The 24,736-nt window shown below is 70.6% G+C and carries 22 protein-coding genes and 1 pseudogene; 2 read left to right on the forward strand and 21 right to left on the reverse strand.

The annotated features are described in order from the left end of the window. Positions 1 to 15: 15 nt before the first annotated feature. The 11 genes from nuoK to ACFYV1_RS14540 form a co-directional block, all read right to left on the reverse strand. Positions 16 to 315 carry an NADH-quinone oxidoreductase subunit NuoK gene (gene nuoK / locus ACFYV1_RS14490; protein ID WP_069927518.1) on the reverse strand — a complete coding sequence of 100 codons (300 nt, stop codon included), beginning with the start codon at positions 313 to 315 and terminating at the stop codon, positions 16 to 18. Beyond that, on the reverse strand, positions 312 to 1,196 hold the full coding sequence (locus ACFYV1_RS14495; protein ID WP_389395781.1) for an NADH-quinone oxidoreductase subunit J: 885 nt from the start codon (positions 1,194 to 1,196) through the stop codon (positions 312 to 314). Before ACFYV1_RS14495 ends, nuoK begins: the two co-directional genes overlap by 4 nt. Next, a complete protein-coding gene (gene nuoI / locus ACFYV1_RS14500; RefSeq protein WP_389395782.1) occupies positions 1,193 to 1,840 on the reverse strand; it encodes an NADH-quinone oxidoreductase subunit NuoI in 648 nt (215 codons plus the stop codon). Before nuoI ends, ACFYV1_RS14495 begins: the two co-directional genes overlap by 4 nt. Further along, positions 1,833 to 3,230 carry an NADH-quinone oxidoreductase subunit NuoH gene (nuoH, locus tag ACFYV1_RS14505; RefSeq protein ID WP_389395783.1) on the reverse strand — a complete coding sequence of 466 codons (1,398 nt, stop codon included), beginning with the start codon at positions 3,228 to 3,230 and terminating at the stop codon, positions 1,833 to 1,835. The genes nuoI and nuoH overlap by 8 nt, the downstream gene beginning before the upstream one ends. A 124-nt stretch (positions 3,231 to 3,354) precedes the next feature. Beyond that, the gene (locus ACFYV1_RS14510; RefSeq protein ID WP_389395784.1) at positions 3,355 to 5,856 is read right to left on the reverse strand and encodes an NADH-quinone oxidoreductase subunit G; all 2,502 of its coding nucleotides are present in this window, start codon (positions 5,854 to 5,856) and stop codon (positions 3,355 to 3,357) included. Beyond that, positions 5,853 to 7,238 carry an NADH-quinone oxidoreductase subunit NuoF gene (nuoF, locus tag ACFYV1_RS14515; protein ID WP_389395785.1) on the reverse strand — a complete coding sequence of 462 codons (1,386 nt, stop codon included), beginning with the start codon at positions 7,236 to 7,238 and terminating at the stop codon, positions 5,853 to 5,855. Before nuoF ends, ACFYV1_RS14510 begins: the two co-directional genes overlap by 4 nt. Further along, a complete protein-coding gene (gene nuoE / locus ACFYV1_RS14520) occupies positions 7,238 to 8,071 on the reverse strand; it encodes an NADH-quinone oxidoreductase subunit NuoE (RefSeq protein WP_389395786.1) in 834 nt (277 codons plus the stop codon). Before nuoE ends, nuoF begins: the two co-directional genes overlap by 1 nt. Continuing rightward, complete coding sequence (locus ACFYV1_RS14525) at positions 8,068 to 9,384, reverse strand: NADH-quinone oxidoreductase subunit D (RefSeq protein ID WP_389395787.1); 1,317 nt, start codon at positions 9,382 to 9,384, stop codon at positions 8,068 to 8,070. Before ACFYV1_RS14525 ends, nuoE begins: the two co-directional genes overlap by 4 nt. A 55-nt stretch (positions 9,385 to 9,439) precedes the next feature. Continuing rightward, positions 9,440 to 10,168 (reverse strand): NADH-quinone oxidoreductase subunit C, encoded by a 729-nt coding sequence (locus ACFYV1_RS14530; RefSeq protein ID WP_389395788.1) that lies wholly within the window; start codon positions 10,166 to 10,168, stop codon positions 9,440 to 9,442. After that, positions 10,165 to 10,719: a NuoB/complex I 20 kDa subunit family protein gene (locus ACFYV1_RS14535; protein ID WP_389395789.1), complete on the reverse strand. Its 555-nt coding sequence runs from the start codon at positions 10,717 to 10,719 to the stop codon at positions 10,165 to 10,167. Before ACFYV1_RS14535 ends, ACFYV1_RS14530 begins: the two co-directional genes overlap by 4 nt. Before the next feature lie 18 nt (positions 10,720 to 10,737). Beyond that, complete coding sequence (locus tag ACFYV1_RS14540) at positions 10,738 to 11,097, reverse strand: NADH-quinone oxidoreductase subunit A (protein ID WP_003974383.1); 360 nt, start codon at positions 11,095 to 11,097, stop codon at positions 10,738 to 10,740. Between the two features lie 690 nt (positions 11,098 to 11,787). On the opposite strand from ACFYV1_RS14540, the gene ACFYV1_RS14545 reads away from it, so the two are divergent. Next, complete coding sequence (locus ACFYV1_RS14545) at positions 11,788 to 12,594, forward strand: C40 family peptidase (protein WP_389395790.1); 807 nt, start codon at positions 11,788 to 11,790, stop codon at positions 12,592 to 12,594. Between the two features lie 217 nt (positions 12,595 to 12,811). On the opposite strand, the gene ACFYV1_RS14550 is transcribed toward ACFYV1_RS14545, so the two are convergent. The 3 genes from ACFYV1_RS14550 to ACFYV1_RS14560 all read right to left on the reverse strand — a co-directional run bounded on the left by ACFYV1_RS14550 (position 12,812) and on the right by ACFYV1_RS14560 (position 15,741). Then, the gene (locus tag ACFYV1_RS14550) at positions 12,812 to 14,074 is read right to left on the reverse strand and encodes a benzoate/H(+) symporter BenE family transporter (protein WP_389395791.1); all 1,263 of its coding nucleotides are present in this window, start codon (positions 14,072 to 14,074) and stop codon (positions 12,812 to 12,814) included. Between the two features lie 153 nt (positions 14,075 to 14,227). After that, on the reverse strand, positions 14,228 to 14,446 hold the full coding sequence (locus ACFYV1_RS14555; RefSeq protein WP_389395792.1) for a hypothetical protein: 219 nt from the start codon (positions 14,444 to 14,446) through the stop codon (positions 14,228 to 14,230). 8 nt (positions 14,447 to 14,454) lie between these two features. Beyond that, a complete protein-coding gene (locus ACFYV1_RS14560) occupies positions 14,455 to 15,741 on the reverse strand; it encodes a geranylgeranyl reductase family protein (protein WP_389395793.1) in 1,287 nt (428 codons plus the stop codon). 122 nt (positions 15,742 to 15,863) lie between these two features. Here ACFYV1_RS14560 and ACFYV1_RS14565 point away from each other — a divergent pair, with 122 nt between their 5' ends. After that, entirely contained in the window at positions 15,864 to 16,391 is a 528-nt protein-coding gene (locus ACFYV1_RS14565) for a GNAT family N-acetyltransferase (protein WP_389395794.1), read from the forward strand. On the opposite strand, the gene ACFYV1_RS14570 is transcribed toward ACFYV1_RS14565, so the two are convergent. The 7 genes and pseudogenes from ACFYV1_RS14570 to ACFYV1_RS14600 form a co-directional block, all read right to left on the reverse strand. Continuing rightward, positions 16,378 to 18,714: a hypothetical protein gene (locus ACFYV1_RS14570; protein WP_389395897.1), complete on the reverse strand. Its 2,337-nt coding sequence runs from the start codon at positions 18,712 to 18,714 to the stop codon at positions 16,378 to 16,380. The two genes, ACFYV1_RS14565 and ACFYV1_RS14570, sit on opposite strands and share 14 nt — an antisense overlap. Before the next feature lie 72 nt (positions 18,715 to 18,786). Continuing rightward, positions 18,787 to 18,855: pseudogene (locus ACFYV1_RS14575) on the reverse strand (zinc-ribbon domain-containing protein); the annotation flags it as partial. Between the two features lie 155 nt (positions 18,856 to 19,010). Then, positions 19,011 to 19,919, reverse strand: coding sequence for a glutaminase (locus tag ACFYV1_RS14580; protein ID WP_389395889.1), 909 nt, complete (start codon positions 19,917 to 19,919; stop codon positions 19,011 to 19,013). 32 nt (positions 19,920 to 19,951) lie between these two features. After that, positions 19,952 to 20,647, reverse strand: a complete 696-nt coding sequence (locus ACFYV1_RS14585) for a demethylmenaquinone methyltransferase (RefSeq protein WP_389395795.1) — start codon at positions 20,645 to 20,647, stop codon at positions 19,952 to 19,954. A gap of 378 nt (positions 20,648 to 21,025) precedes the next feature. Next, complete coding sequence (locus ACFYV1_RS14590) at positions 21,026 to 21,625, reverse strand: hypothetical protein (RefSeq protein ID WP_389395796.1); 600 nt, start codon at positions 21,623 to 21,625, stop codon at positions 21,026 to 21,028. A gap of 7 nt (positions 21,626 to 21,632) precedes the next feature. Continuing rightward, positions 21,633 to 22,832 (reverse strand): cyclic dehypoxanthinyl futalosine synthase, encoded by a 1,200-nt coding sequence (gene mqnC, locus ACFYV1_RS14595; RefSeq protein WP_389395797.1) that lies wholly within the window; start codon positions 22,830 to 22,832, stop codon positions 21,633 to 21,635. A gap of 75 nt (positions 22,833 to 22,907) precedes the next feature. Next, a complete protein-coding gene (locus ACFYV1_RS14600) occupies positions 22,908 to 24,692 on the reverse strand; it encodes a protein kinase (protein WP_389395798.1) in 1,785 nt (594 codons plus the stop codon). Between the last annotated feature and the right edge of the window lie 44 nt (positions 24,693 to 24,736).

Below are 24,736 nucleotides of genomic sequence, written 5' to 3' on the forward strand. Positions count from 1 at the left end.
GATTCTTCCGACCCCTTACAGCTTCATCAGGCTGGCGTCGTCGACCGAGGCCGAGTGGCGGGAGCGGAACAGCGACACGATGATCGCGAGCCCGACCACGACCTCGGCGGCGGCGACGACCATCGTGAAGAACGCGATGATCTGGCCGTCGAGGTTGCCGTGCATACGGGAGAAGGCGACGAACGCGAGGTTGCACGCGTTGAGCATCAGCTCGACGCACATGAACACCACGATCGCGTTCCGCCGGATCAGGACTCCCGCCGCGCCGATGGTGAACAGCAGGGCGGCGAGATAGAGGTAGTTGACCGGATTCACCGCTTGGCCTCCTGTCCGTCCCGGTCGCGGGTGTTCCCGTCGTGGGTGTCGCCGCCGCGGGTGTCGCCGTCGCGGGTGTCGCCGTCGCGTCCGAGGCGCTCCTCGGAACGCTGCTCGAGGGCCTTCAGGTCGTTCAGCGCCTCGGTCGACACGTCGCGGATCTGACCGCGCCGGCGCAGCGTCCGGCTGACGGTGAGCTCGGACGGGGTGCCGTCCGGCAGCAGGCCGGCGATGTCCACCGCGTTGTGCCGGGCGTACACGCCGGGGGCGGGAAGCGGCGGCAGGTGCTTGCCCTCGCGCACACGCTGCTCGGACAGCTCACGCTGGGTCAGGGCCCGCTCGGTGCGCTCCCGGTGGGTGAGCACCATCGCGCCGACGGCCGCGGTGATCAGCAGCGCGCCGGTGATCTCGAAGGCGAAGACGTACTTGGTGAAGATGAGCGCGGCGAGGCCCTCGACGTTCCCGCCGTTGGCGGAGTTGGCGGCGCCCAGTCCGTTGAAGTTCTTCAGCGAGGCGTTGCCGATGCCGGCGATCAGCAGGATGCCGAAGCCGAGTCCGCAGGCCACTGCCAGCCAGCGCTGGCCCTTCAGCGTCTCCTTGAGCGAGTCGGCGGCGGTGACCCCGACCAGCATGACGACGAAGAGGAACAGCATCATGATCGCGCCGGTGTAGACGACGATCTGGACGACACCGAGGAAGTACGCGCCGTTGGCGAGGTAGAAGACGGCCAGGACGATCATGGTGCCGGCCAGGCACAGCGCGCTGTGCACTGCCTTCCTCATCAGGATCGTGCAGAGCGCCCCGATGACGGCGACGGTGCCGAGCACCCAGAACTGGACGGCCTCGCCCGTCGAGGTGGAGTAGGCGGCGAGCGTGCTCATGCGCCGATCACCTTCTTCGACGCCGGCTCGTCCTTGCCGAACGTGGACTCGCCCTCCTGCACCTGCTCACCCCTGGAGACGGCGACCTGCCGGACCGTGCCGGGGGCGGCCTCCGTGACCAGGCCCCGGTAGTAGTCCTGTTCGTCCATACCGGGGTAGATCGCGTGCGGCGAGTCGACCATGTAGTCGTCGAGGCCCGCGAGCAGCTGCTCCTTGGTGTAGATGAGGTTCTCGCGGCTGCTGTCTGCCAGTTCGAACTCGTTGGTCATGGTCAGCGCGCGCGTGGGGCACGCCTCGATGCACAGGCCGCACAGGATGCAGCGGGCGTAGTTGATCTGGTAGACGCGGCCGTATCGCTCGCCCGGGGAGTAACGCTCCTCCTCGGTGTTGTCCGCGCCCTCCACGTAGATCGCGTCCGCCGGGCAGGCCCAGGCGCACAGCTCGCAACCGACGCACTTCTCGAGCCCGTCCGGATGGCGGTTGAGCTGGTGCCGGCCGTGGAAGCGCGGCGCCGTGACCTTCTGCTGCTCCGGGTACTGCTCGGTCAGCCGCTTCTTGAACATGGCCTTGAAGGTCACGCCGAAGCCGGCAACCGGATTCAGGAACTTGCTCTCGGATTCCTTGTTCTGGGATTCCTCAGACACCGTCAGCCTCCTTTCCGTCCCGAGGACCGTCACTGTCAGTATTGGGCCCACCACTGACAATCAGTTCGCGCTCACGCCTCGGCTGCCGGCGCGGCACCGGTGGCAACTCCTGCCCGGGCAGCGGCGGTACGGGGAAACCGCCGGCCATCGGGTCGAACGCGGCCGGCGGCGGGCCGGCGGCCTCCTGCTCCTTCTCCTTCTTGCCGCGGAAGACGTCCGCGACGAACGAGAGCAGCAGCACCGCGATCACCGCGCCACCTACGTACAGCACGATCTGCTGGAAGTCGTAGTTCTCGTTCCGCAGCGCACGCACGGTCGCCACCAGCATCAGCCAGACGACGGAGACCGGGATCAGGACCTTCCAGCCGAGCTTCATCAGCTGGTCGTAGCGGACGCGGGGCAGCGTGCCGCGCAGCCAGATGAAGAAGAACAGCAGCAGCTGGACCTTGAGGACGAACCAGAGCATCGGCCACCAGCCGTGGTTCGCGCCCTCCCAGAAGGTCGAGATCGGGTACGGGGCCCGCCAGCCGCCGAGGAAGAGGGTGACCGAGACGGCGGAGACGGTGACCATGTTGACGTACTCCGCCAGCATGAACATCGCGAACTTGATGGAGCTGTACTCGGTGTTGAAGCCGCCGACCAGGTCGCCCTCGGACTCCGGCATGTCGAACGGCGCACGGTTGGTCTCTCCGACCATCGTGACGACGTAGATGATGAAGGAGACCGGCAGCAGGATGACGAACCAGCGGTCGGCCTGCGCCTCGACGATCGCCGAGGTCGACATCGACCCGGAGTAGAGGAAGACGGAGGCGAAGGCGGCGCCCATCGCGATCTCGTACGAGATCATCTGTGCGCAGGCGCGCAGTCCGCCGAGCAGCGGGTACGTGGAGCCGGACGACCAGCCGGCGAGCACGATGCCGTAGATGCCGACGGAGGCGACCGCGAGGATGTACAGCATCGCGATCGGCAGGTCGGTCAGCTGCATCGTGGTGCGCTGGCCGAAGATCGAGACCTCGTTGCCGGGCGGGCCGAAGGGGATGACCGCGATCGCCATGAAGGCCGGGATGGCCGCGATGATCGGGGCGAGGACGTAGACGATCTTGTCCGCCCGCTTGACGATCACGTCTTCCTTCAGCATCAGTTTGACGCCGTCGGCGAGCGACTGGAGCAGGCCCCAGGGGCCGTGCCGGTTGGGGCCGATGCGCAGCTGCATCCAGGCGACGACCTTGCGCTCCCACACGATGGAGAACAGCACGGTCACCATCAGGAAGGCGAAGCAGAACACGGCCTTGATGACGACGAGCCACCACGGGTCGCGTCCGAACATCGACAGGTCCTCAAGGGCCAGGACGCTGCGCTGTGCTTGGGCGACATGAGCCAGCGTGGTCATGCGCGCACCTCCGATGCGGGGGTGGCCGGGGCTGCGCCCGGCAGGCCGGCGGGGGTCGGGGACCCGGTCGGTCGCGCGGCGCCGCGCATGCGCGCGACCGCGGCCCGACCGGGGTCACGGGCGGTCATGACCGCACCTCCGGCGTCGCCGGGGCGGTCGCGTCCGCCGCCGCGGCAATGCGGACCAACTCGCCCGGCCGGGCGCCGGTGTCAGCGGTGACGCCGCCGCCGACGGAGTTCATCGGCAGCCACACCACCCGGTCGGGCATCTCGCTGACCTGGAGCGGCAGTCGTACCGAGCCGGCCGGTCCGAAGACCTCCAGCTCGTCGCCGTCCTCGACGCCGGTCTCCGCCGCGGTGGCCGCCGACAGCCTGGCGACCGCGGCGTGCCGGGTGCCGGCCAGCGCCTCGTCGCCCTGCTGCAGCAGGCCGTGGTCGAGCAGCAGCCGGTGGCCGGCGAGGACCGCCTCGCCGTCGCCCGGCCGGGGCAGCGGCTTCGCGGTCTCGGCCGGGTCCGCGGACCGAGGGCCGTCCCAGCTGCCGAGCCGTTCCAGTTCCCTGCGTACGGACTTGAGGTCCGGCAGTCCGAAGTGCACGTCGAGGGTGTCGGCGAGCATGTGCAGCACCCGCGCGTCCGTCGGCGCGAGACTGCGGGTCATCTGCTCGGGCTTGAGCGCCGCCTCGAACATCCGGGCCCGTCCCTCCCAGTTGAGGAAGGTGCCGGGCTTCTCGGCGACGGCCGCCACCGGGAAGACCACGTCCGCCCGGTCGGTGACCTCGCTCGGGCGAAGCTCCAGCGACACCAGGAAGCCGACCGAGTCGAGCGCCTCACGGGCGCGCGCCGGATCGGGCAGGTCCGCGACCTCGACACCCGCGACGAGCAGCGCGCCCAGTTCGCCGGTGGCCGCGGCCTCCACGATCTGGCCGGTGTCGCGGCCGTAGCGGTGCGGGAGTTCCCGTACGCGCCAGACCTCCGCGGTCTCCTCGCGGGCCCGCGGGTCGGTCGCCGGGCGGCCGCCGGGCAGCAGCGAAGGCAGCGCCCCCGCCTCCACGGCTCCCCGCTCACCGGCACGGCGCGGGATCCACACCAGCTGCGCGCCGGTGGCGGCCGCGGTGCGTACCGCGGCGGTGAGGCCGCCGGGCACCGCGGCGAGCCGTTCGCCCACCAGGATCACCGCGCCGTCGGCGCGCAGCGCCTCCGCGGCCTTCGTGCCGTCCTCGTCGAGTCCGGTCCGCGAGGCGAGCGCGTTCAGCCACTCGGTCTCGGTGCCGGGGGCGGCGGGCAGCAGGGTGCCGCCCGCCTTCTGCAGGCCGCGAGTGGCGTGGGTGGCGAGGGAGAAGGTGCGCTGTCCGTGCTTGCGGTGAGCCTTGCGCAGCCGCAGGAAGACGCCGGGGGCCTCCTCCTCCGACTCGAACCCGGCGAGCAGCACGGCCGGGGCGTTCTCCAGCGCGGTGTACGTGACTCCTGTACCGGAGAGGTCCTGGCCCAGTCCCGCGACCCGCGCGGCCAGGAAGTCGGCCTCTTCCGCGGAGTGCTGCCGGGCGCGGAAGTCGACGTCGTTGGTGTCGAGGGCGACCCGGGCGAACTTGGCGTACGCGTAGGCGTCCTCGACGGTCAGCCTGCCGCCGGTGAGGACACCGGTGCGCCCCCTGACGAGGCCGCGGGCCGCCGCCTCCAGCGCCTCCGGCCAGCTCGCCGGCTCCAGCACGCCCTCATCGTTGCGGACGAGCGGTGTGGTGAGCCGGTCGCGCTGCTGGGCGTAGCGGAAGCCGAAGCGCCCCTTGTCGCACATCCACTCCTCGTTGACCTCCGGGTCCTCGGCGGCCAGGCGCCGCATGACCTTGCCGCGGCGGTGATCGGTGCGGCTCGCGCAGCCGCCCGAGCAGTGCTCGCACACGGAAGGCGAGGAGACGAGGTCGAACGGACGGGAGCGGAACCGGTACGCGGCCGAGGTCAGCGCGCCGACCGGGCAGATCTGGATGGTGTTGCCGGAGAAGTACGACTCGAACGGGTCGCCCTCGCCGGTGCCGACCTGCTGGAGCGCACCGCGCTCGATCAGTTCGATCATCGGGTCGCCGGCGACCTGGTTGGAGAAGCGGGTGCAGCGCGCGCAGAGCACGCACCGCTCACGGTCGAGCAGCACCTGGGTGGAAATCGGTACCGGCTTCTCGTAGGTGCGCTTCTTCCCCTCGAAACGGGAGTCGGCGTGGCCGTGCGAGACGGCCTGGTTCTGCAGCGGGCACTCGCCGCCCTTGTCGCAGACCGGGCAGTCCAGCGGGTGGTTGATCAGCAGCAGCTCCATCACGCCCTGCTGCGCCTTCTCGGCGACGGGCGAGGTGAGCTGCGACTTGACGACCATGCCGTCCGTGCAGGTGATGGTGCACGAGGCCATCGGCTTGCGCTGGCCCTCCACCTCGACGATGCACTGGCGACAGGCGCCGGCCGGGTCGAGGAGCGGGTGGTCGCAGAAGCGCGGAATCTCGATCCCGAGCATCTCGGCGGCGCGGATGACCAGCGTCCCCTTGGGGACGGAGATCTCGATGCCGTCGATCGTCAGCGAGATTAGGTCCTCCGGCGGTACGGAGGCCTCCGAGCCCCCGGAGGGGGCAGACGTCGTGACCGTCATGCGTTCACCTCCGTGTTCTTGTCGTGCCGGTCCGCCCAGAGAGTCGACCTGGCGGGGTCGAAGGGGCAGCCGTTGCCGGTGATGTGCTGCTCGTACTCGTCGCGGAAGTACTTGAGCGAGGAGAAGATCGGGGACGCGGCGCCGTCGCCGAGGGCGCAGAAGGACTTGCCGTTGATGTTGTCGGCGATGTCGTTCAGCTTGTCGAGGTCGGCAAGGGTGCCGGCTCCGTTTTCGATGGCCCGCAGCAACTGGACCAGCCAGTAGGTGCCTTCGCGGCACGGCGTGCACTTGCCGCAGGACTCGTGCGCGTAGAACTCGGTCCAGCGGGTGACGGCCCGCACCACGCAGGTCGTCTCGTCGAAGCACTGGAGTGCCTTGGTGCCGAGCATCGAACCGGCCGCGCCCACGCCCTCGTAGTCCAGGGGGACGTCGAGGTGTTCGTCGGTGAACATGGGGGTCGAGGAGCCGCCGGGCGTCCAGAACTTCAGCCGGTGGCCGGGCCGCATGCCGCCGCTCATGTCGAGCAGTTGGCGCAGTGTGATGCCGAGCGGTGCCTCGTACTGGCCGGGGCTCGCGACGTGGCCGCTGAGCGAGTAGAGCGTGAAGCCGGGGGACTTCTCGCTGCCCATCGACTTGAACCAGTCCTTGCCCTTGTTCAGGATCGCGGGAACCGAGGCGATGGACTCGACGTTGTTCACCACAGTGGGGCACGCGTACAGACCGGCGACCGCGGGGAAGGGGGGCCTGAGCCGGGGCTGGCCGCGACGGCCCTCCAGGGAGTCCAGCAGCGCCGTCTCCTCACCGCAGATGTACGCGCCCGCGCCCGCGTGCACGATGAGCTCGAGGTCGAGTCCGCTGCCCAGGATGTCCTTGCCGAGGAACCCCGCCTCGTACGCCTCGCGCACCGCCTCGTGCAACCGCCGCAGCACGGGGACGACTTCACCGCGCAGATAGATGAAGGCGTGACTGGACCGGATCGCGTAGCAGGCGATCACGATTCCCTCGATGAGGGAGTGCGGATTGGCGAACAGAAGGGGGATGTCCTTGCAGGTGCCCGGCTCCGACTCGTCGGCGTTGACGACGAGATAGTGCGGCTTGCCGTCACCCTGCGGAATGAACTGCCACTTCATGCCGGTGGGGAATCCCGCGCCTCCGCGGCCCCGCAGACCGGAGTCCTTGACGTAGGCGATCAGGTCGTCGGGCGACATGGCGAGCGCTTTGCGCAGGCCCTCGTAGCCCTCGTGCCTGCGGTAGGTCTCCAGCGTCCACGACTCCGGTTCGTCCCAGAAGGCCGACAGGACCGGGGCGAGGAGCTTTTCCGGGCTGCCCTCTCCTCCGACCTCCGGCCGGGAGCCGCCGCTGTACTCGGTGGACAAGGTCATCACTCCCCCTCCTCGGCTACAGGTCCGGCCGGGTTGTCCGGGTCGGACGCCGAGGTCTGCTGCGGTGCGTCGTGCGAGCTCAGGTGTTCGGAGCCCGGCTGGGGACGGTTCCGGGGTGCCTCGCCGCGCGGGTGGACCACCCGTGCGGGGGCGGTCTCGCCCTTGGCGAGCCGCAGGCCGATCAGCGAGGCGGGCCCGGCTCCGCCGGTGGCCTCGACCGCGCCGGGACGCTCGTCGGGGAAGCCGGCCAGGATGCGGGCGGTCTCCTTGTAGGTGCACAGGGGCGCGCCGCGGGTGGGCCTGACCTCTTCGCCGGACCGCAGGTCGTCGACGAGCTTCTTCGCCGATTCGGGCGTCTGGTTGTCGAAGAACTCCCAGTTGACCATCACGACGGGCGCGAAGTCGCAGGCCGCGTTGCACTCGATGTGCTCGAGGGTGACCTTGCCGTCCTCGGTCGTCTCGTTGTTGCCGACGCCGAGGTGCTCCTTCAGCTCCTCGAAGATCGCGTCGCCGCCCATCACCGCGCACAGCGTGTTGGTGCAGACGCCGACCTGGTAGTCGCCGGAGGGCCTGCGCCGGTACATGGTGTAGAAGGTGGCGACCGCGGTGACCTCCGCCGTCGTGAGGTCGAGCATCTCGGCGCAGAACCGCATGCCCGTACGGGTCACATGGCCCTCTTCCGACTGCACCAGGTGCAGCAGCGGCAGCAGGGCGGACCGGCTGCCGGGGTAGCGGGCGATGATCTCCTTCGCGTCCGCCTCCAGCCTCGCGCGCACATCGGCCGGGTAGTCCGGCGCGGGCAGTTGCGGCATGCCCAGCGATACGTCCGTCATCGGTCGACGCCTCCCATCACGGGGTCGATGGACGCGACGGCGACGATGACGTCGGCGACCTGGCCGCCTTCGCACATGGCCGCCATGGCCTGCAGGTTGGTGAACGAGGGGTCGCGGAAGTGGACCCGGAAGGGCCGGGTCCCGCCGTCGGAGACGACATGGACGCCGAGCTCGCCCTTGGGGGACTCGATCGCGGCGTACGTCTGCCCGGCCGGCACCCGGAATCCCTCGGTCACCAGCTTGAAGTGGTGGATCAGGGCCTCCATGGAGGTGCCCATGATCTTCTTGATGTGGTCGAGGGAGTTGCCGAGGCCGTCGGGGCCGAGCGCGAGCTGCGCGGGCCAGGCGATCTTCTTGTCGGCGACCATCACCGGGCCCGGCTCCAGCCGGTCCAGGCACTGCTCGACGATCCTCAGCGACTGCCGCATCTCCTCGAGACGGATGAGGAAGCGGCCGTACGAGTCGCAGGTGTCGGCGGTCGGTACGTCGAAGTCGTACGTCTCGTAGCCGCAGTACGGGTCGGTCTTGCGCAGGTCGTGGGCGAGGCCCGCGGAGCGCAGGACCGGTCCGGTGGCGCCCAGCGCCATGCATCCGGTCAGGTCCAGGTAGCCGACGTCCTGCATACGGGCCTTGAAGATCGGGTTGCCGGTGGCGAGCTTGTCGTACTCCGGCAGGTTCTTCTTCATGGTCTTCACGAACTCGCGGAGCTGGTCGACCGCGCCCGGCGGCAGGTCCTGGGCGAGTCCGCCGGGCCTGATGTACGCGTGGTTCATGCGCAGGCCGGTGATCAGCTCGTAGATGTCGAGAATGAGTTCACGATCACGGAATCCGTAGATCATGATCGTGGTGGCGCCGAGCTCCATACCGCCGGTGGCGATGCACACGAGGTGCGACGAGAGCCGGTTGAGCTCCATCAGCAGGACGCGGATGATCGTCGCCCGGTCCGGGATCTGGTCCTCGATGCCGAGCAGCCGCTCCACGCCCAGGCAGTACGCCGTCTCGTTGAAGAACGGCGTCAGGTAATCCATGCGCGTGACGAACGTGGTGCCCTGCGTCCAGGTCCGGTACTCGAGGTTCTTCTCGATGCCGGTGTGGAGGTAGCCGATGCCGCAGCGGGCCTCGGTGACGGTCTCGCCGTCGATCTCCAGGATCAGCCGGAGCACGCCGTGCGTGGACGGGTGCTGCGGGCCCATGTTGACGACGATGCGCTCGTCGTCGGCCTTGGCCGCGGACTGGACGACCTCGTCCCAGTCGCCACCGGTGACCGTGTAGACGGGTCCCTCTGTGGTCTCGCGTGCGGATGCGGTACTCATCACAGCCTCCCGGAGGGAGTCATTGCGGGGCGGTGGTCGGGCGACGGGTGGGAGCTCACGAGTACGACCTCCGCTGGTCCGGAGCCGGGATCTGGGCGCCCTTGTACTCGACGGCGATACCGCCGAGCGGATAGTCCTTGCGCTGCGGGAAGCCCTGCCAGTCGTCCGGCATCATGATCCGGGTGAGGGCGGGGTGGCCGTCGAAGACGAGACCGAAGAAGTCGTAGGTCTCGCGCTCGTGCCAGTCGTTCGTCGGATAGACCGACACCAGCGACGGGACGTGCGGGTCGCTGTCGGGGGCCGAGACCTCGAGCCGGATCAGACGGCCGTGGGTGAGCGAGCGCAGGTGGTATACGGCGTGCAGCTCGCGGCCCTTGTCCTCCAGGTAGTGCACCCCGCTCACGCCGGTGCAGAGTTCGAAGCGCAGCGCCGGGTCGTCGCGAAGGGTTTTGGCAACCTGCGGCAGGTGCTCGCGGGCGACGTGGAAGGTGAGTTCGCCGCGGTCGACGACCGTCTTCTCCAAGGCGTTCTCCGGGACGAGTCCCTGCTCCTCCAGCGCGCCCTCGAGCTCGTCGGCGACCTCGTCGAACCAGCCGCCGTACGGTCGTGAGGCCGCCCCCGGCAGGCGTACGGAGCGTACGAGCCCTCCGTAACCGGACGTGTCGCCTCCGTTGTTGGCGCCGAACATGCCGCGCTGGACGCGGATCTCCTCGCCGTGCTCACCGCGCTGCCCGGGAAGGTTCTGCTCCGAGAGCTCCTTCTCCGGGTTCGGCTGGTCCGTCATCGCAGCAGCCCCTTCATCTCGATCGTCGGGAGCGCCTTGAGGGCCGCCTCCTCCGCCTCGCGGGCCGCTTCCTCCGCGTTCACGCCGAGCTTGGAGCTCTGGATCTTCTGGTGGAGCTTGAGAATCGCGTCCATCAGCATCTCGGGGCGCGGCGGGCAGCCCGGCAGATAGATATCAACGGGGACAATATGATCAACACCCTGCACAATCGCGTAATTGTTGAACATTCCGCCCGATGACGCGCAAACGCCCATGGAGATGACCCACTTGGGGTTGGGCATCTGGTCGTAGACCTGGCGCAGGACGGGCGCCATCTTCTGGCTCACCCGGCCGGCCACGATCATCAGGTCCGCCTGGCGCGGCGAGCCGCGGAAGACCTCCATGCCGAAGCGGGCCAGGTCGTACCGCCCGGCGCCGGTCGTCATCATCTCGATGGCGCAGCAGGCCAGGCCGAAGGTCGCGGGGAAGACGGATGACTTGCGCACCCAGCCCGCGGCCTGTTCGACGGTCGTGAGTACGAAACCGCTCGGCAGCTTCTCTTCGATTCCCATGGTGTGCCCCTCAGCCCCTCAGTCCCATTCCAGGCCGCCGCGCCGCCACACATACGCGTAGGCGACGAAGACGGTGAGCACGAAGAGCAGCATCTCCACGAGCCCGAAGATCCCCAGGGCGTCGAAGGTGACGGCCCAGGGATAGAGGAAGACGATCTCGATGTCGAAAATGATGAAGAGCATCGCCGTCAGGTAGTACTTGATCGGGAAGCGTCCGCCTCCGGCGGGCGTAGGAGTGGGCTCGATGCCGCACTCGTACGCTTCGAGCTTTGCCCGGTTGTACCGCTTGGGACCGATAAGCGTGGCCATGACCACGGAGAAGATCGCAAACCCTGCCCCGAGGGCGCCGAGCACAAGGATGGGCGCGTAAGCATTCACCCTCCTCGCTCCTTCCAGTCGTCTCTGACCGTTGGACCGCACCGGGCCGTCCGCCTCGCCGCCTCGAAGATCGTGTCCATGTGAGGCAGTTCACAAGCCCGTTTGCCCCGCATCCTATGCCTGTCGGTCTGTGATCTGCGACACGGGGTCGGTCATGGAGTTTGTGATCTCCACCACCCGACGAAGGATCATGAAGCCGGATGAGCGGTGATCTTCGTACGCGAAGCTCCCGGGTGATCACCAGACGTGACATCTGGAGCCGTCACCGCTGGTCGGAGGCGTGGCCCAATATCAAGTGGTGTTAGGTACACGCAAATTGGAGATGGACCGCATCGGGTGATATTGGACGCGGGGTCACCCGGCAGTGGGATCTGGCGGATCGCGGTGGACCCGGGCGCGGGTTCACGACCTCCCGGACGCCCGGACGTTGACCGTTCTGTGACCTGCGCCACTCCCTCAAGAGTTCAACAAAAGCGGGCTTGGCCAACGACGTAAAGGGGTGGTAAGCCTGCGGCAATTCGGACCTTTTACGGAAAGACCGTGATCACGGGCCGGATCACCCCTGACCGTTTTGCCCGTTACGGCGTCAATAAGGGTCCATGCGGAGCGGATTCAGTGGTTCCGGTCGTAACTGTGGCGCAACACACGTTTCTTGAAGGGAACCGTCAAGCCCTGATAGCGGTTGTACTCATGTCCCACACCGCTCACATACCCAGCCACCGGAAGCCCCGCCGCAGCGCCTCGAAACTGGCGATACGGGCCGGAGTTGCCGGTGGCTTCCTCAGCACCATCGCGGTGGCAGGTGCCGCCGGGCCGGCGAATGCCGAGCCGGTGACCGAGACCATCGAGATGCCCCTTCTCACGGCCGACGCCATCAACGCGGTCGCGCAGTCCGCCGAAGCCACGCAGCAGGTCGCCCTGGACCTCGAACTCCAGGCGCAGCTGCAGGCACAGGAGGACGCCGCCGCGGCCAAGGCCGCGAAGGACGCCAGGACGGCCAAGGCCGAGGCGGACCGCGAGGCCGAGGCCAAGGAGAAGGAAGAGGCGAAGAAGCGCGCCGAGGCCGCCGCCCAGGAGCGCGCGTCCCGCGACTCCGAGCGCACCTCGCTCTCCGCCTACAGCTCCGCGGGCAGCTCCGCCACCGGCAGCGCCGCGACCGTGGTCGCCTTCCTCAAGGCGCAGCTCGGCGACGCGTACATCATGGGCGCCACCGGCCCCAACGCCTGGGACTGCTCCAGCCTGGTCCAGGCCGCCTACCGTCAGGTCGGCATCGACCTGCCCCGCGTCTCCCAGGACCAGTCGGTGGCCGGCACCCAGGTGGGAACGTCGAACCTGCAGATCGGCGACATCCTCTACTGGGGCGGCGCCGGTTCGGCCTACCACACGGGCGTCTACATCGGCGACGGCCAGTACCTCGACGCCGCCAACCCCAGCAAGGGCGTCGTCATCCAGGACCTGTCCGGCTACCCGGCGAGCGGCGCGGTCCGCGTCCTCTGACATTCCCTCAGCACTCGGTCGTCCGAGTGCCTCTGTGCCACGAAGGGCCGTCGCTCCCCAGGGGGCGGCGGCCTTCCCGCATACGCGTCGGCGCCGGGCAGCCGCCCGGCGCCCGTGACCGAAGACGGTCCGCGCCCTCATCCGGCCGGGGCGTGCTCTCCCTCGCGTCGAGTTCGTGCCACGCCCCTCGCGGACGGCGGCGCCGTCGCGACGAGCCCTACGGCCGGCGCTCCGCCGCCCGGTCCTTGTCCGGGACGCCGCCCGCAGCGACCTGACGTTCCGGGCCGGACGGGCCGCTGCCCGAGCGGCCGCCGCCGAGCAGCAGATGGGCGCCGACGCCCACGAGCAGACCCCAGAAGGGGGAGCCGATCCCGGCGACGGTCACACCGGACGCGGTGGCGAGGAAGGTGAGCACGGAGACCTCGCGGCTCGCGTCGTCCGCGACCGTCCGGGCCAGGCTTCCTGCCAGCGATCCGAGCAGGGCGACCCCGGCGAGAGTGAGGACGAGCGCTTCGGGCAACCCGGTGAAGAGGGCCACCAGCGTCGAGCCGAAGCAGCCGACGACGAGATAGCCGGCACCGCAGGCGACCCCGGCCACCCAGCGCCGGGACGGATCCCGGTGCGCGTCCGGGCCGGTGCAGATCGCGGCGGTGATGGCCGCCGGGTTGAGCGCGTGCGAGCCGAACGGGGCCAGCAGCACGGAGGCGACGCCCGTCGCCCCGCACACCACCCTGGCGTCGGGCCGGTAGCCGGACGCGTGCAGGACCGCCAGGCCCGGGGCGTACTGGCCGGCGAGCGTCGCCACCAGCAGCGGGACACCGATGCCGACGAGCGCACCTGCCGAGAACTCCGGTGCCGTGAAGTTCGGGACGGCGAAGCCGGGGCCCGGTACGTCGACGCCCAGCCCGCCGGTCACGGCCGCGACGGCGACACCGACGACGAGCGCCGCCACCACCGCGTACGTGGGGACGAAGCGGCGAGCGAGGAGATACGCGACGAGCATCGACCCCGCCGACAGGGGCGATGCGTGCAGCGAGGTGAAGATGTCGACGCCGAAGGAGAAGAGGATCCCCGCGAGCATCGCGGAGACGACGCCCTCGGGGATCTTGGCCAGCACCCTGGCGAACACCCCGGTGACGGTCAGAAGCGTGGCCGCCAGCCCGGCCACGAGGAACGCGCCGATCGCCTCCGCGTAGCCGTGCTGCGGCAGGGCCGTGACCAGGATGGCGACGCCCGGCGTGGAGAACGCGGTGATGACGGGCGCGCGGCTCCACCAGCTGAGCCCGATGCAGGTGAGTCCCGCGCCGATGGAGATCGCCCAGACCCAGGAGGAGGTCTGTACGGCGGTGAGCCCGGCGGCGTCGGCCGCTGCGAGGACCAGGGCGAGCGGTCCCGCGTACGAGACGACGGTGGCGACGATCCCGGCGGTGACCGCCGTGAGCGACGCGTCCTTGAGCAGACCGGACCGCCCGGACATCATGAGCCTCCCCGTATCCCCGCGAGCGCCCATCCTCGCACCGGCCCCGGAGCGGCGGGCGGCCCGTCCGTCACCTGGACGGGCCGCCCACGGCCGCCCGCGACGGCGCGTCGCCTGCCCCGGTGGCGAAGGGACGTTGACGCCGGGGCGCCGCTGTCAGAGGTGCGGGGGCCGGTCGTGCAGGATGCGCTGGAACAGGCGGTGGTCGCGCCAGGCGCCGTCGATGCGGCGGGCCTGGCCGTCGACCGTGAAGAACTCCTCGGCGCGGCGCGGCTCCCAGGGTGCGAGATGGTCCCGGTTGTCCACGTGTGCCGCGCACAGTGCCTCGGCGTCGCCGGGCAGCGCCGGACGCATCCGCACGCCGCCCGGCGGCATGCCGGACCTCAGGCCTTCGGCGCGACCTTGGACAGGCCGTTGATGATGCGGTCCATCGCGTCGCCGCCCGACGGGTCGGTCAGGTTGGCCAGCATCTTGAGCGTGAACTTCATCAGCATCGGGTGGGTCAGACCCCGCTGGGTCGCGATCTTCATGACCTTCGGGTTGCCGATCAGCTTCACGAACGCGCGGCCCAGCGTGTAGTAGCCGCCGTAGGTGTCCTTGAGGACCTTCGGGTAGCGGTGCAGGGCGAGTTCGCGCTGGGAAGGCGTCCGGCGGGCGTGGGCCTGGACGATGACCTCGGCCGCGATCTGGCCGGACTCCATCGCGTACGCGATGCCCTCGCCGTTGAACGGGTTGACCAGGCCGCCGGCGTCGCCGACCAGCAGCAGCCCGCGTGTGTAGTGGGGCTGGCGGTTGAACGCCATCGGCAGGGCCGCCCCGCGGATCGGGCCGGTCATGTTCTCCGGCGTGTAGCCCCAGTCCTCCGGCATCGAGGCGCACCAGGCCTTGAGGACCTCGCGCCAGTCCAGCTCCTTGAAGGAGGCGGAGGTGTTGAGCACACCCAGGCCGACGTTGGAGGTGCCGTCGCCCATGCCGAAGATCCAGCCGTAACCGGGCAGCAGCCGGTCCTCGCCCGGGCCACGGCGGTCCCACAGCTCCAGCCACGACTCGAGGTAGTCGTCGTCGTGGCGCGGCGAGGTGAAGTACGTGCGGACGGCCACGCCCATCGGACGGTCCTCGCGCCGGTGCAGGCCCATGGCCAGCGAGATCCGGGAGGAGTTGCCGTCGGCGGCGACGACGAGCGGGGCTTGGAAGGTGACCGGGGTCTTCTCCTCGCCGAGCTTGGCGTGCACACCGGTGATCCGGCCCGTGCGGTCGTCGATGACCGGCGCGCCCACGTTGCAGCGCTCGTAGAGGCGGGCACCCGCCTTCTGCGCCTGCCTCGCCAACTGCTCGTCGAAGTCGTCGCGCTTGCGGACCAGACCGTAGTCCGGGTAGGAGGCGAGATCCGGCCAGTCCAGCTGGAGCCGCACACCGCCGCCGATGATCCGCAGGCCCTTGTTGCGCAGCCAGCCGGCCTCTTCCGAGATGTCGATCCCCATCGAGACGAGCTGCTTGGTGGCGCGGGGGGTGAGGCCGTCACCGCAGACCTTCTCGCGCGGGAAGGCGGTCTTCTCCAGCAGCAGCACGTCCAGCCCGGCCTTGGCCAGGTAATACGCGGTGGTGGAGCCGGCCGGGCCCGCCCCGACGACGATCACATCGGCAGTGTGCTCGGTGAGGGCTTCGGTCACGGCGGCTTCTCCCGAGGATTCGATGGGGCGCTGTCGATATTGCGTACCGAACGGCACACGACAGGTGCAGTCTTGTGCAGTCTAAGGTGGCGTACCGATCAACCGACCGAAGGGCTCCGTCTATGACCAGCAGGCCGCTTCCCGTCATACAGCTCCGGGTGCCCACGGACGAGGACGCCGTCGCATGGCACCGCGTGTTCGACGACCCGGACGTCATGGAGTTCCACGGCGGAGCAGCGGCCGAACTGTCCGTCTACGAGGAGCTCACCGCGCGCCAGCGCAGGCATGACGCGGAGTACGGCTTCTGCCTGTGGACGATGCTCGACGAGGAGGGCGGCGTCATCGGCTTCACCGGCGCCCAGCCCTGGCCGCACAAGGACTTCGGCCCCGTCGGCGAGATCGAGATCGGCTGGCGGCTGGCCCGTTCCGCATGGGGCAAGGGCTATGCGACCGCCGCCGCCCGCACCACGCTGGAGCGGGTACGGGCGGCGGGGGTGGAGCGGGTCGTGGCGATGGTGCACTCGAAGAACGAGCGGTCCATCGCCGTGACCCGGCGGCTCGGCATGGAGCTGGCCGAGACCTTCACGACTCCGTCGAAGCAACAGGGGTACTGCTTCCGGCTGGAGCTGAGCGGGCTCAGCCCAGCCTGAACGTGCTGACGGCCGTGGAGAACACCGTGTCCTCGACCGGGTCCCACTCGTCGGCGGGTCCGGCGGCGAGGATCGCGTACTCCGTGCCGTCGGCGGCGACGAACGCCTGGTCGATGACGTGGCGCCGGCGGTCGCTCTCGTCGGGCTCGGGAATGTGCGTGAACTCCCAGATCGCGCCCGGCCGTCCCTGGTACGTGTTCTCCTCCATGCGGACCCGCTCGTAGTCGCTGCCGCTGTTCGCCAGGTGCTTCTGCTCGAGGCCGGCGAAGTTCTCGTACGAACTCATCGGGGTGTTCCTGACGATCCCGACCTGGACGTAGTCCCCGCCGGTGGGGGCCTCATAGAAGATCTGGCTGCCGACCTGGCGACGTGACCAGCCCTCCCTCACCCCGATGGAGAACCCGGCGGGGTCCTGCTTGAGCACGAAACCGGCGGGGAGCCCGGGGTCGGTGCCGTCCGACGGCCCGGCGTCACGGGGCGAGGGCGTCGGGGAGGCGGCCGGCGGCGCGGTGGGTGACGGCGACGGCGAGGACTGGGAGGAGGGGGCCGAGGGCTGCGCGGATCCCTTCGCGTCGGTACCGGGCTTCTCGACGACCTCGACCGACGGGTCGGCCTTGTCGTCCTTGTTCTGAAGCATCAGGACGCCTGCCGTCGCCCCGCCGCCGATGACGAACGCGGCGACGAGGGTGGCCGTCCACACCAGGACCCGCCGCCTGCGGCCCCCGTCGGCGGCAGGCTCGTCGTATGTGCCGGGAGGCGGGGGCGGCGGCGCGTACGGCCCGGGAACGTACGCCGCGGCTCCGCCGTCGACGGCGGTGGGCGTGGGTACGGTCACGGCGGGGGCCGGGCCGGCGACGGGCTCCGTGGCGGGCGGCGCGGGCGGGGTGCCCGCCACCTGGTCGGGACCGGCGGGAGCCGCGGGCGCGGTGCCCGCCACCTGGTCGGGACCGGCGGGAGCCGTGGGCGGCTGACCCGCGACCGGCCACACAGGCGGCGGCACGGGCGGCGCGGCCGCGGCCGTCGCCGCCCCTCCGCCCGCGACCCGCAGCAGCACCGGGCCGAGCAGCAGCGCTCCGCCCACCCACAGCAGACCGAACAGCAGGGCGTCCGGAACGCTCGGGGCGATCTCGGCCCTGCCCAGGGCGCCGATGTCGGCGACGCCGCCCGCCGCGTCCGTGGTGACCCCGCTGAGTCCGGTGAACACCAGCAGGAGCCCCAGCGCGAACGCCCCGGCCAGCACCTGCTCACGACGGTCGGCCGAGCGGCGGGCCGTCCACAGGCCGATGGCCAGAGCACACACGACGCCCAGCGCCAGCACACCGGCCACGGCACCGCCGCCCCACTCGTCGGAGATCTCGCCGAGTCCGACGCTGCCGCTCTCCACTCCGGAGCCCCAGCCGCTGCCGCCCCGGAAGGTGTACTCCACGGGCACGCCCCAGCTCAGCCCGAGAACCGCGAACCCGACGTTGGGCAGGATCGGCAGGGCGAACAGCAGAGCCGTGCCGTCCACGTCGTCCGTGTTGGCGAACACGATGAATCCGACCAGCGAGCACAACCCGACCACCACACCCAGCACGCCGGCTGCCGTACCGAGTGCGCGGACCGTGGACACGGCTGCCGGCCGCCCGGCGATCCGGGCCGCGAGCAGGTCACGCCCCAGCACCCAGGCCGTGACGACGAACGAGATCGCGAGCGCGCCGAGAGCGGCGAGCACGGGTGCGGAGGAGACCCGCACCCCCTCGATCTCCGGCTGCGCGAACAGACCGAGGACCAGCACCAAGCCCGTGACCAGGACGGAGACGCGTACGGCGGCCTCCATGCCCTCGCCGCGCGACCGCAGCAGCCGCGCGCCGAACCAGAGCGCCGCGATCAGCAGGGCCGTCACCGTCAGCGGTACGACGGAGAGCTGCGCCGCTCCCTGCGCGAACTCGTCCATGTCGGAGCCGTAGGAGCCACCGTAGGCCCCGCCGTACCCGGAGCCGGAGCCGTACCCCGAGCCGGAGCCGTACCCCGAGCCGGAACCGCCGGGGCCGTACTGCGAGGGTCCCGCCACCTTCAGTTCGAGGCTGCCGCCGACACCCTGCAGCAGCAGCGCCAGCGCGATGCGCAGCCGGTCGCTCCAGCCGACAACGACCTCGTCGCCCTGGCCGTAGGTCGGAAAGGCCAGCGCGATCGCGAGCACGAGCAGCAGTCCGGCCGGCCAGAGCGCGGCCTTGGCGGACGACAGCCAGTCGCCCCGGAAGGCCCGGCCGAGGTAGGCGCCGACGGGCGACGGCTGTGCGGGGCCGGGACCGTACGCCGGTGGAGGCGGGGCCGTCGGCATCACGGGGGCCGCCGGGGTCGCTGACGGCGGCGGTGCCGGTGGCGCCGCCGGCACTTCGGGCAGCCGCTCCTTCCCGCATTTCATGCAGAATCGCGCATCGTCCGGGGACGGTGTGCCGCAGTGCGGGCAGTACGACGCCATGGAGAGACTCCGAAAGAGCAGGGGACGAGACCGGAGAACAGGGGAGGCCGTGCGGGAAGACAGGGGCGTTGTAAACGGTCGTAGACAACTGACTCATCTTCACCGGCCGCCGGTTCCCGTCAACTCGGCTTCCGCAGCGCCCAGCTGGGGTGGCGTCAGAACACGGAGAGACCGGTGAGCGTCGTGAAACGGTCCAGCGCCGCCACTCCCGCCACCGAGTTGCCCCGCGCGTCCAGTCCGGGGCTCCACACGCACAGCGTGCACCGGCCCGGCACGACCGCAACGATCCCGCCCCCGACACCGCTCTTGCCGGGCAGCCCCACCCGGTAGGCGAACTCACCGGCCGCGTCGTAGGTGCCACAGGTCAGCATCACGGCGTTGACCTGCTTGGCCTCGCTGCGCGTGAGCAGCCGCGAGCCGTCGGCACGCAGTCCGTGCCGGGCCAGGAAGCGGGCCGCGAGCGTCAGATCGGCACAGCTCATCTCGATCGAGCACTGCCAGAAGTAGTGGTCCAGCAGCGTCGGCACGGGGTTGCCGATGTTCCCGTACGAGGCCATGAAGTGGGCGAGTGCGGCATTGCGGTCGCCGTGCGCGGACTCCGACTCCGCGACCTCGGGATCGAAGGCCAGGTTCGGGTTGCCGCTCTCCTGCCGCAGGAACTCCAGAAGTTCGCTGCTCGCGTCACCGGTCAGGGTCTGCAGCCGGTCGGTGACGACGAGGGCGCCCGCGTTGATGAACGGGTTGCGCGGGATGCCGTTCTCGTACTCCAGCTGCACCAGCGAGTTGAACGGGTTGCCGGAGGGTTCGCGGCCGACGCGTTCCCACAGGTCGTCACCCTGCGCGAGGGCCAGCGCGAGGGTGAACACCTTGGTGATCGACTGTACGGAGAAGGGGTGTTGCCAGTCCCCCACTCCGTACACCTTGCCGCCGACGTCGGCGACGGCCATGCCGAAGCGGCTCGGGTCGACGCCGGCGAGCGCCGGAATGTACTCGGCAGGCGTGCCGCTGCCGATCAACGGCGCGACATCGGCGGCGATCTGCTCCAGGACCGCCTGGTAGTCCACGGCGACCGCGTGCAGCTCCATGACCCGGGTGCTCAGCGAGGCTTGGTGCCGCGGTGCAGCGCCACGATGCCGCCGGAGAGGTTGCGCCACGCGACCTTGGACCAGCCGGCCTGCTGGAGGCGGCCGGCCAGTGCGGGCTGGTCCGGCCAGCTCTGGATCGACTCGGCGAGGTAGACGTACGCGTCCGGGTTGGACGAGACCGCGCGTGCCACCGGAGGCAGCGCCCGCATCAGGTACTCCTCGTACACGGTCCGGAACGGCGCCCACGTCGGGTGGGAGAACTCGCAGATCACGACGCGCCCGCCGGGCTTGGTCACCCGGTGCAGTTCGCGCAGTGCCGCGTCCGTGTCCTGCACGTTGCGCAGCCCGAAGGAGATCGTCACCGCGTCGAAGACGTCGTCGGCGAACGGCAGCCTCGTCGCGTCGCCGGCGGTGAGCGGGAGCCAGGGGTTGCGCTTCTTGCCCTCGCGCAGCATGCCGAGGGAGAAGTCGCAGGGCACGACGTACGCTCCGGCGGCGGTGAAGGGCAGCGACGAGGTGCCGGTACCGGCGGCGAGGTCGAGGACCTTCTCCGCGGGGCGGGCATCCACGGCCTTCGCGACCTCCTTGCGCCAGCGGCGGTCCTGGCCGAGCGAGAGCACGTCGTTGGTGAGGTCGTAGTTCGCCGCCACGTCGTCGAACATCGAGGCGACTTCGTGCGGCTGCTTTTCCAGGGATGCTCGGGTCACGGACCCATTGTGCAACCCGGCCCTGCCCGTGCTCCGACCCGGGTTCCCGCGCGCCCCGCGACCGGCCCGTGCATGTCGTGTGCGACCGTTTCCCGGCGCGGGCGCTCAGAGAGCGTTGAAAGCGTGCAGCGGATCATCACGACCCCGGAGGGGCGGGCCGATGCCCCCGGCAACGAGCAGGACTCCGAGGCATTCGCTCGGGCGAACCAGCACAGGTTGCACCGGACCACGTACGTCGATCATCTCGGCTCCGCTGACCAACGACCCGTTGCCGCCGGCCCCCTGGCCTTCCTCGACCTGGTCCGGATCGCGGACGAACAGCCGACGGAGGAGAAGCAGAAGTCGGTCCCGGGCGGGTGGCCGGCGGCCGGGGCGTCGCTATCTGCTCCGGTGGACCAGGCGGCCGCCGATGACCGTGGCCACGCAGGTCGACGCCCCCTGCCGCACCAGCTCGGCCCGGTCCGGCACGTCGAACACGGCGAACCGGGCGGGGCCGCCCGGGGCCGGTGCCGGCAGCAGGATCAGCGGCACGGGAGAGAAGGAGACGGGCCCTCGCAGATTCGCCGGGCGTCCGCCCACGGCGATCCCGGCCCGCCGTACGGCGTCGACGGCGGGCCGGCCGCGCAGCTCGCCCGCGATGGCGACCGTCCCGTGCGCGAGCAGCCGCTGGACTCCCCGGCGCGCGGAGGCGCCCCGCCGCGATTCGTCGGCCCGGAAGAGAGCCTGCGCGCGCTCCCCGGTGATCGGCTCGGTGCCGAACTCGGCCGCCTCGCGCGGGTCGGGGTGATAGGTGCCCTCGAGGAGCTCGGGACCGTAGGGGTTGAGCAGGCCGGGAGTGAGGATGCCGGGCCACCGCCGCACCCGCGCCTGCGGGCGGACGGCGGCGAGGTCCTCGTACGGGCCGACGGCGGCGATCTGCGCGCCGTCGACGAGGACGGCGAGCTCCGGCGACGCCTCTGCGACGTGGATCGTGAGCACCGTCGCGTCAGTTCGCCGGGAGCAGCTTCAGCTCGGGGTGGGCCGTACCGCCCTCGATCGCCGTGGACGAGATGTGCGAGGCGACGCGCTCGTCGACCGGGTCGTCCGCCGGGTCGTCGTGCACGACGATGTGCTCGTACGTCGTGGTCCGCTGCGCGGGGACGCGGCCCGCCTTGCGGATCAGGTCGATGATCTCCATGCGGTTGGAGCGGTGCCTGGCGCCCGCGGAGGAGACGACGTTCTCCTCGAGCATGATCGAGCCGAGGTCGTCCGCACCGTAGTGCAGCGACAACTGGCCGACCTCCTTGCCGGTGGTCAGCCAGGAGCCCTGGATGTGCGCGACGTTGTCGAGGAAGAGCCGGGCGATCGCGATCATGCGGAGGTACTCGAAGAGCGTGGCCTGCGTACGGCCCTTGAGGTGGTTGTTCTCCGGCTGGTACGTGTAAGGGATGAAGGCGCGGAAGCCGCCCGTGCGGTCCTGCACGTCGCGGATCATGCGCAGGTGCTCGATGCGCTCGGCGTTCGTCTCGCCGGTGCCCATCAGCATCGTGGACGTGGACTCCACACCCAGGTTGTGCGCGATCTCCATGATCTCCAGCCACCGCTCGCCGGACTCCTTGAGCGGGGCGATCGCCTTGCGCGGCCGCTCGGGCAGGAGCTCGGCACCGGCGCCCGCGAACGAGTCGAGGCCGGCGGCGTGGATGCGCGTGATCGCCTCTTCGACGGACACCTTGGAGATCCGTGCCATGTGATCCACCTCGGACGCGCCGAGCGAGTGGATCACCAGCTGGGGGAACTCCTTCCTGATGGCCGCGAAGTGCTCCTCGTAGTACTCGACTCCGTAGTCCGGGTGGTGGCCGCCCTGGAACATGATCTGGGTGCCGCCGAGTTCGACGGTCTCCGCGCAGCGGCGCAGGATGTCGTCGAGGTCGCGGGTCCAGCCCTTCGCGGTGTCCTTCGGCGGTGCGTAGAAGGCGCAGAACTTGCAGGCCGTGACACACACGTTGGTGTAGTTGATGTTGCGCTCGACGATGTACGTCGCGATGTGCTCGCTGCCGGCGTACCGACGGCGCCGCACCGCGTCCGCCGCGGCGCCGAGGGCGTGCAGCGGTGCGGAACGGTAGAGCTCGAGCGCTTCCTCCGGCGTGATCCGCCCGCCTTCGGCGGCACGGTCCAGGACGGGCTGAAGATCGGCCTTCTCGGTCACCGGGCGTCACCCTTCGGCGGTTTTACGGTGGAGCTACGGACCGATCCAGGCTACGCCACCGCCTCGGCCGGGCCGTCAGCCGGGCTTCTTCGTGAGCGTCGCGGTGGGACGGCCCGCGGCATCCTCGTGGGACTGGTACCGCAGCGTGCCGTCACCGGCGAGCGTGAGGTCCAATCGGGCCTCGCCCCCGGTGCACTGGCCCTTCGAGGGCCGTTCCGTGTCCGTGCGTTCCTCGATCCTCAGTTTCCCGGTGGTGCTGCCGGCTGCGAGCCTGCCCACGCCGTGGCACTCGACGGTGACGCCGAACATCGAGAGCGAAGTGGTCGTACGGACGACGTCCTCGCCCTTCCTGCCCTCGGTGACGGTGACCGTCAGGGTGCCGTGCGGCAGGCCGCTCCGCTCGGTCGCCGGACCGGTCCAGGTGCCGACGAATCCCTTGGGCACCTCGTCGACCTGCTCGGGCCCTTCGGCACCGGGCGGTGACGTGGAGGCCGTCGCTGCGGGCGGGGGTTGCGCGCCGGCGTCGCCCTTGTCGGCGCCGGCACCGCCGTTCCCCCACATGTCGAGGATGACCCCGCCGCCTACGGTGACGGCGGCGAGGGCGCCCGCGACCGTGAGCGCGAGGGTGCAGCTGATCCTGCGGCCGGGGCGGCCGGGGCCGCCGGGACTGCCGCCGGACGCCGAGACCGTGAGTCCCTTCCGCGGGGTGGACGCCGTACCGGTCGGGGCGTCGGGCGCCGCAGGCGGACCCCACGTCGCGGGGGCCTGCCCCGGTGTCCCCGGTTCCACGGGCGGGCCGAAGGCTCCGACGGCCGGGCTGCTGAACGCGACGGGGCCGGACGCATTGGGTGAGGGGGCCGCGAGCGCGGACGGGTTCTCGGACGAGGGCCCGGACGAGGGCCCGGACGAGGGCCCGGACGACGCCGTGGGCCCGGACTCCGGGGCGGTTGAGGACGCGGGCTCCGGCGACGAGGACTCCAGGTGCAGCAGCTCGACCGCCGCCCGGCTGATCTCCTCGACCAGCGGTCCCGGCAGCCGGCCGACGGCACCCTGCGGCGGAGCGTCGGCCAGCCGGTCCGCGATCTCGCCGGGGACCGGCCGCGCCGCCGGGTCCTTGGCCAGACACGCGGCGACCAGGTCCCGCAGTTCGCCGTCCAGTGAGCCCAGTTCGGGCTCCTCGTGCACCACCTTGTAGAGCAGCGCGGCCGACGAGTCGCCCGGGAAGGGCGCGGTTCCGGTCGCCGCGTACGCGAGGACGGCACCCAGCGAGAAGATGTCGGCCGCGCCGGTGACGCCCTTGCCGAGGATCTGCTCCGGGGCCATGTAGCCGGGCGATCCGACGGAGACCCCGGTGGAGGTGAGCGACGCCGTGCCGTCGGTGGCACGGGCGATGCCGAAGTCGATCAGCCGCGGACCCTCCAGGGTCAGCAGCACGTTGGAAGGCTTCACGTCACGGTGCACCAGGCTCAGCCCGTGCACCACGGTGAGCGCCTTCGCGAGCCCGGCCCCCAGATCCCGTACCGAGTGGACGGGCAACGGCCCGTGCTCCACGACCGCCTGGGAGAGGGCGGGTCCGGCGACGTAACCGGTCGCCACCCACGGCTGGGCCGCGTCCGGGTCCGCGTCCAGCACCGGCGCCGTCCACTCGCCCCCGACCCGGCGCGCCGCCTCCACCTCACGCCGGAACCGGGCCCGGAACTCGTCGTCGAGCGCGAAGTGCGGATGGACGACCTTGACCGCGACCGTCCGACCGCCCGCGCTGCGCCCGAGATAGACACGGCCCATACCGCCCGCACCGAGTCTGCCGAGCAACCGGTACGGCCCGATCTCGCGCGGCTCGCCCACATCCAACGGATGCATCTGAACTCCCCCGTTCGGCCTTCTGCGCCGGTCGCACCTCAGCC

This window comes from Streptomyces sp. NPDC003023 (assembly GCF_042888225.1).
Lineage (GTDB): Bacteria > Actinomycetota > Actinomycetes > Streptomycetales > Streptomycetaceae > Streptomyces.

What these genes read in the sequence shown, in the direction of transcription:
- ACFYV1_RS14530 (WP_389395788.1), bottom strand. Translation starts at nt 10,168, where the DNA reads ATGACGGACCAGCCGAACCCGGAGAAGGAGCTCTCGGAGCAGAACCTT.
- nuoE (WP_389395786.1), bottom strand. Translation starts at nt 8,071, where the DNA reads ATGACGGACGTATCGCTGGGCATGCCGCAACTGCCCGCGCCGGACTAC.
- nuoF (WP_389395785.1), bottom strand. Translation starts at nt 7,238, where the DNA reads ATGACCTTGTCCACCGAGTACAGCGGCGGCTCCCGGCCGGAGGTCGGA.
- ACFYV1_RS14550 (WP_389395791.1), bottom strand. Translation starts at nt 14,074, where the DNA reads ATGATGTCCGGGCGGTCCGGTCTGCTCAAGGACGCGTCGCTCACGGCG.
- ACFYV1_RS14570 (WP_389395897.1), bottom strand. Translation starts at nt 18,714, where the DNA reads ATGCCGACGGCCCCGCCTCCACCGGCGTACGGTCCCGGCCCCGCACAG.
- ACFYV1_RS14545 (WP_389395790.1), top strand. Translation starts at nt 11,788, where the DNA reads ATGTCCCACACCGCTCACATACCCAGCCACCGGAAGCCCCGCCGCAGC.
- ACFYV1_RS14510 (WP_389395784.1), bottom strand. Translation starts at nt 5,856, where the DNA reads ATGACGGTCACGACGTCTGCCCCCTCCGGGGGCTCGGAGGCCTCCGTA.
- ACFYV1_RS14495 (WP_389395781.1), bottom strand. Translation starts at nt 1,196, where the DNA reads ATGAGCACGCTCGCCGCCTACTCCACCTCGACGGGCGAGGCCGTCCAG.
- nuoH (WP_389395783.1), bottom strand. Translation starts at nt 3,230, where the DNA reads ATGACCACGCTGGCTCATGTCGCCCAAGCACAGCGCAGCGTCCTGGCC.
- ACFYV1_RS14555 (WP_389395792.1), bottom strand. Translation starts at nt 14,446, where the DNA reads ATGCCGCCGGGCGGCGTGCGGATGCGTCCGGCGCTGCCCGGCGACGCC.
- ACFYV1_RS14600 (WP_389395798.1), bottom strand. Translation starts at nt 24,692, where the DNA reads ATGCATCCGTTGGATGTGGGCGAGCCGCGCGAGATCGGGCCGTACCGG.
- ACFYV1_RS14565 (WP_389395794.1), top strand. Translation starts at nt 15,864, where the DNA reads ATGACCAGCAGGCCGCTTCCCGTCATACAGCTCCGGGTGCCCACGGAC.
- ACFYV1_RS14525 (WP_389395787.1), bottom strand. Translation starts at nt 9,384, where the DNA reads ATGAGTACCGCATCCGCACGCGAGACCACAGAGGGACCCGTCTACACG.
- ACFYV1_RS14535 (WP_389395789.1), bottom strand. Translation starts at nt 10,719, where the DNA reads ATGGGAATCGAAGAGAAGCTGCCGAGCGGTTTCGTACTCACGACCGTC.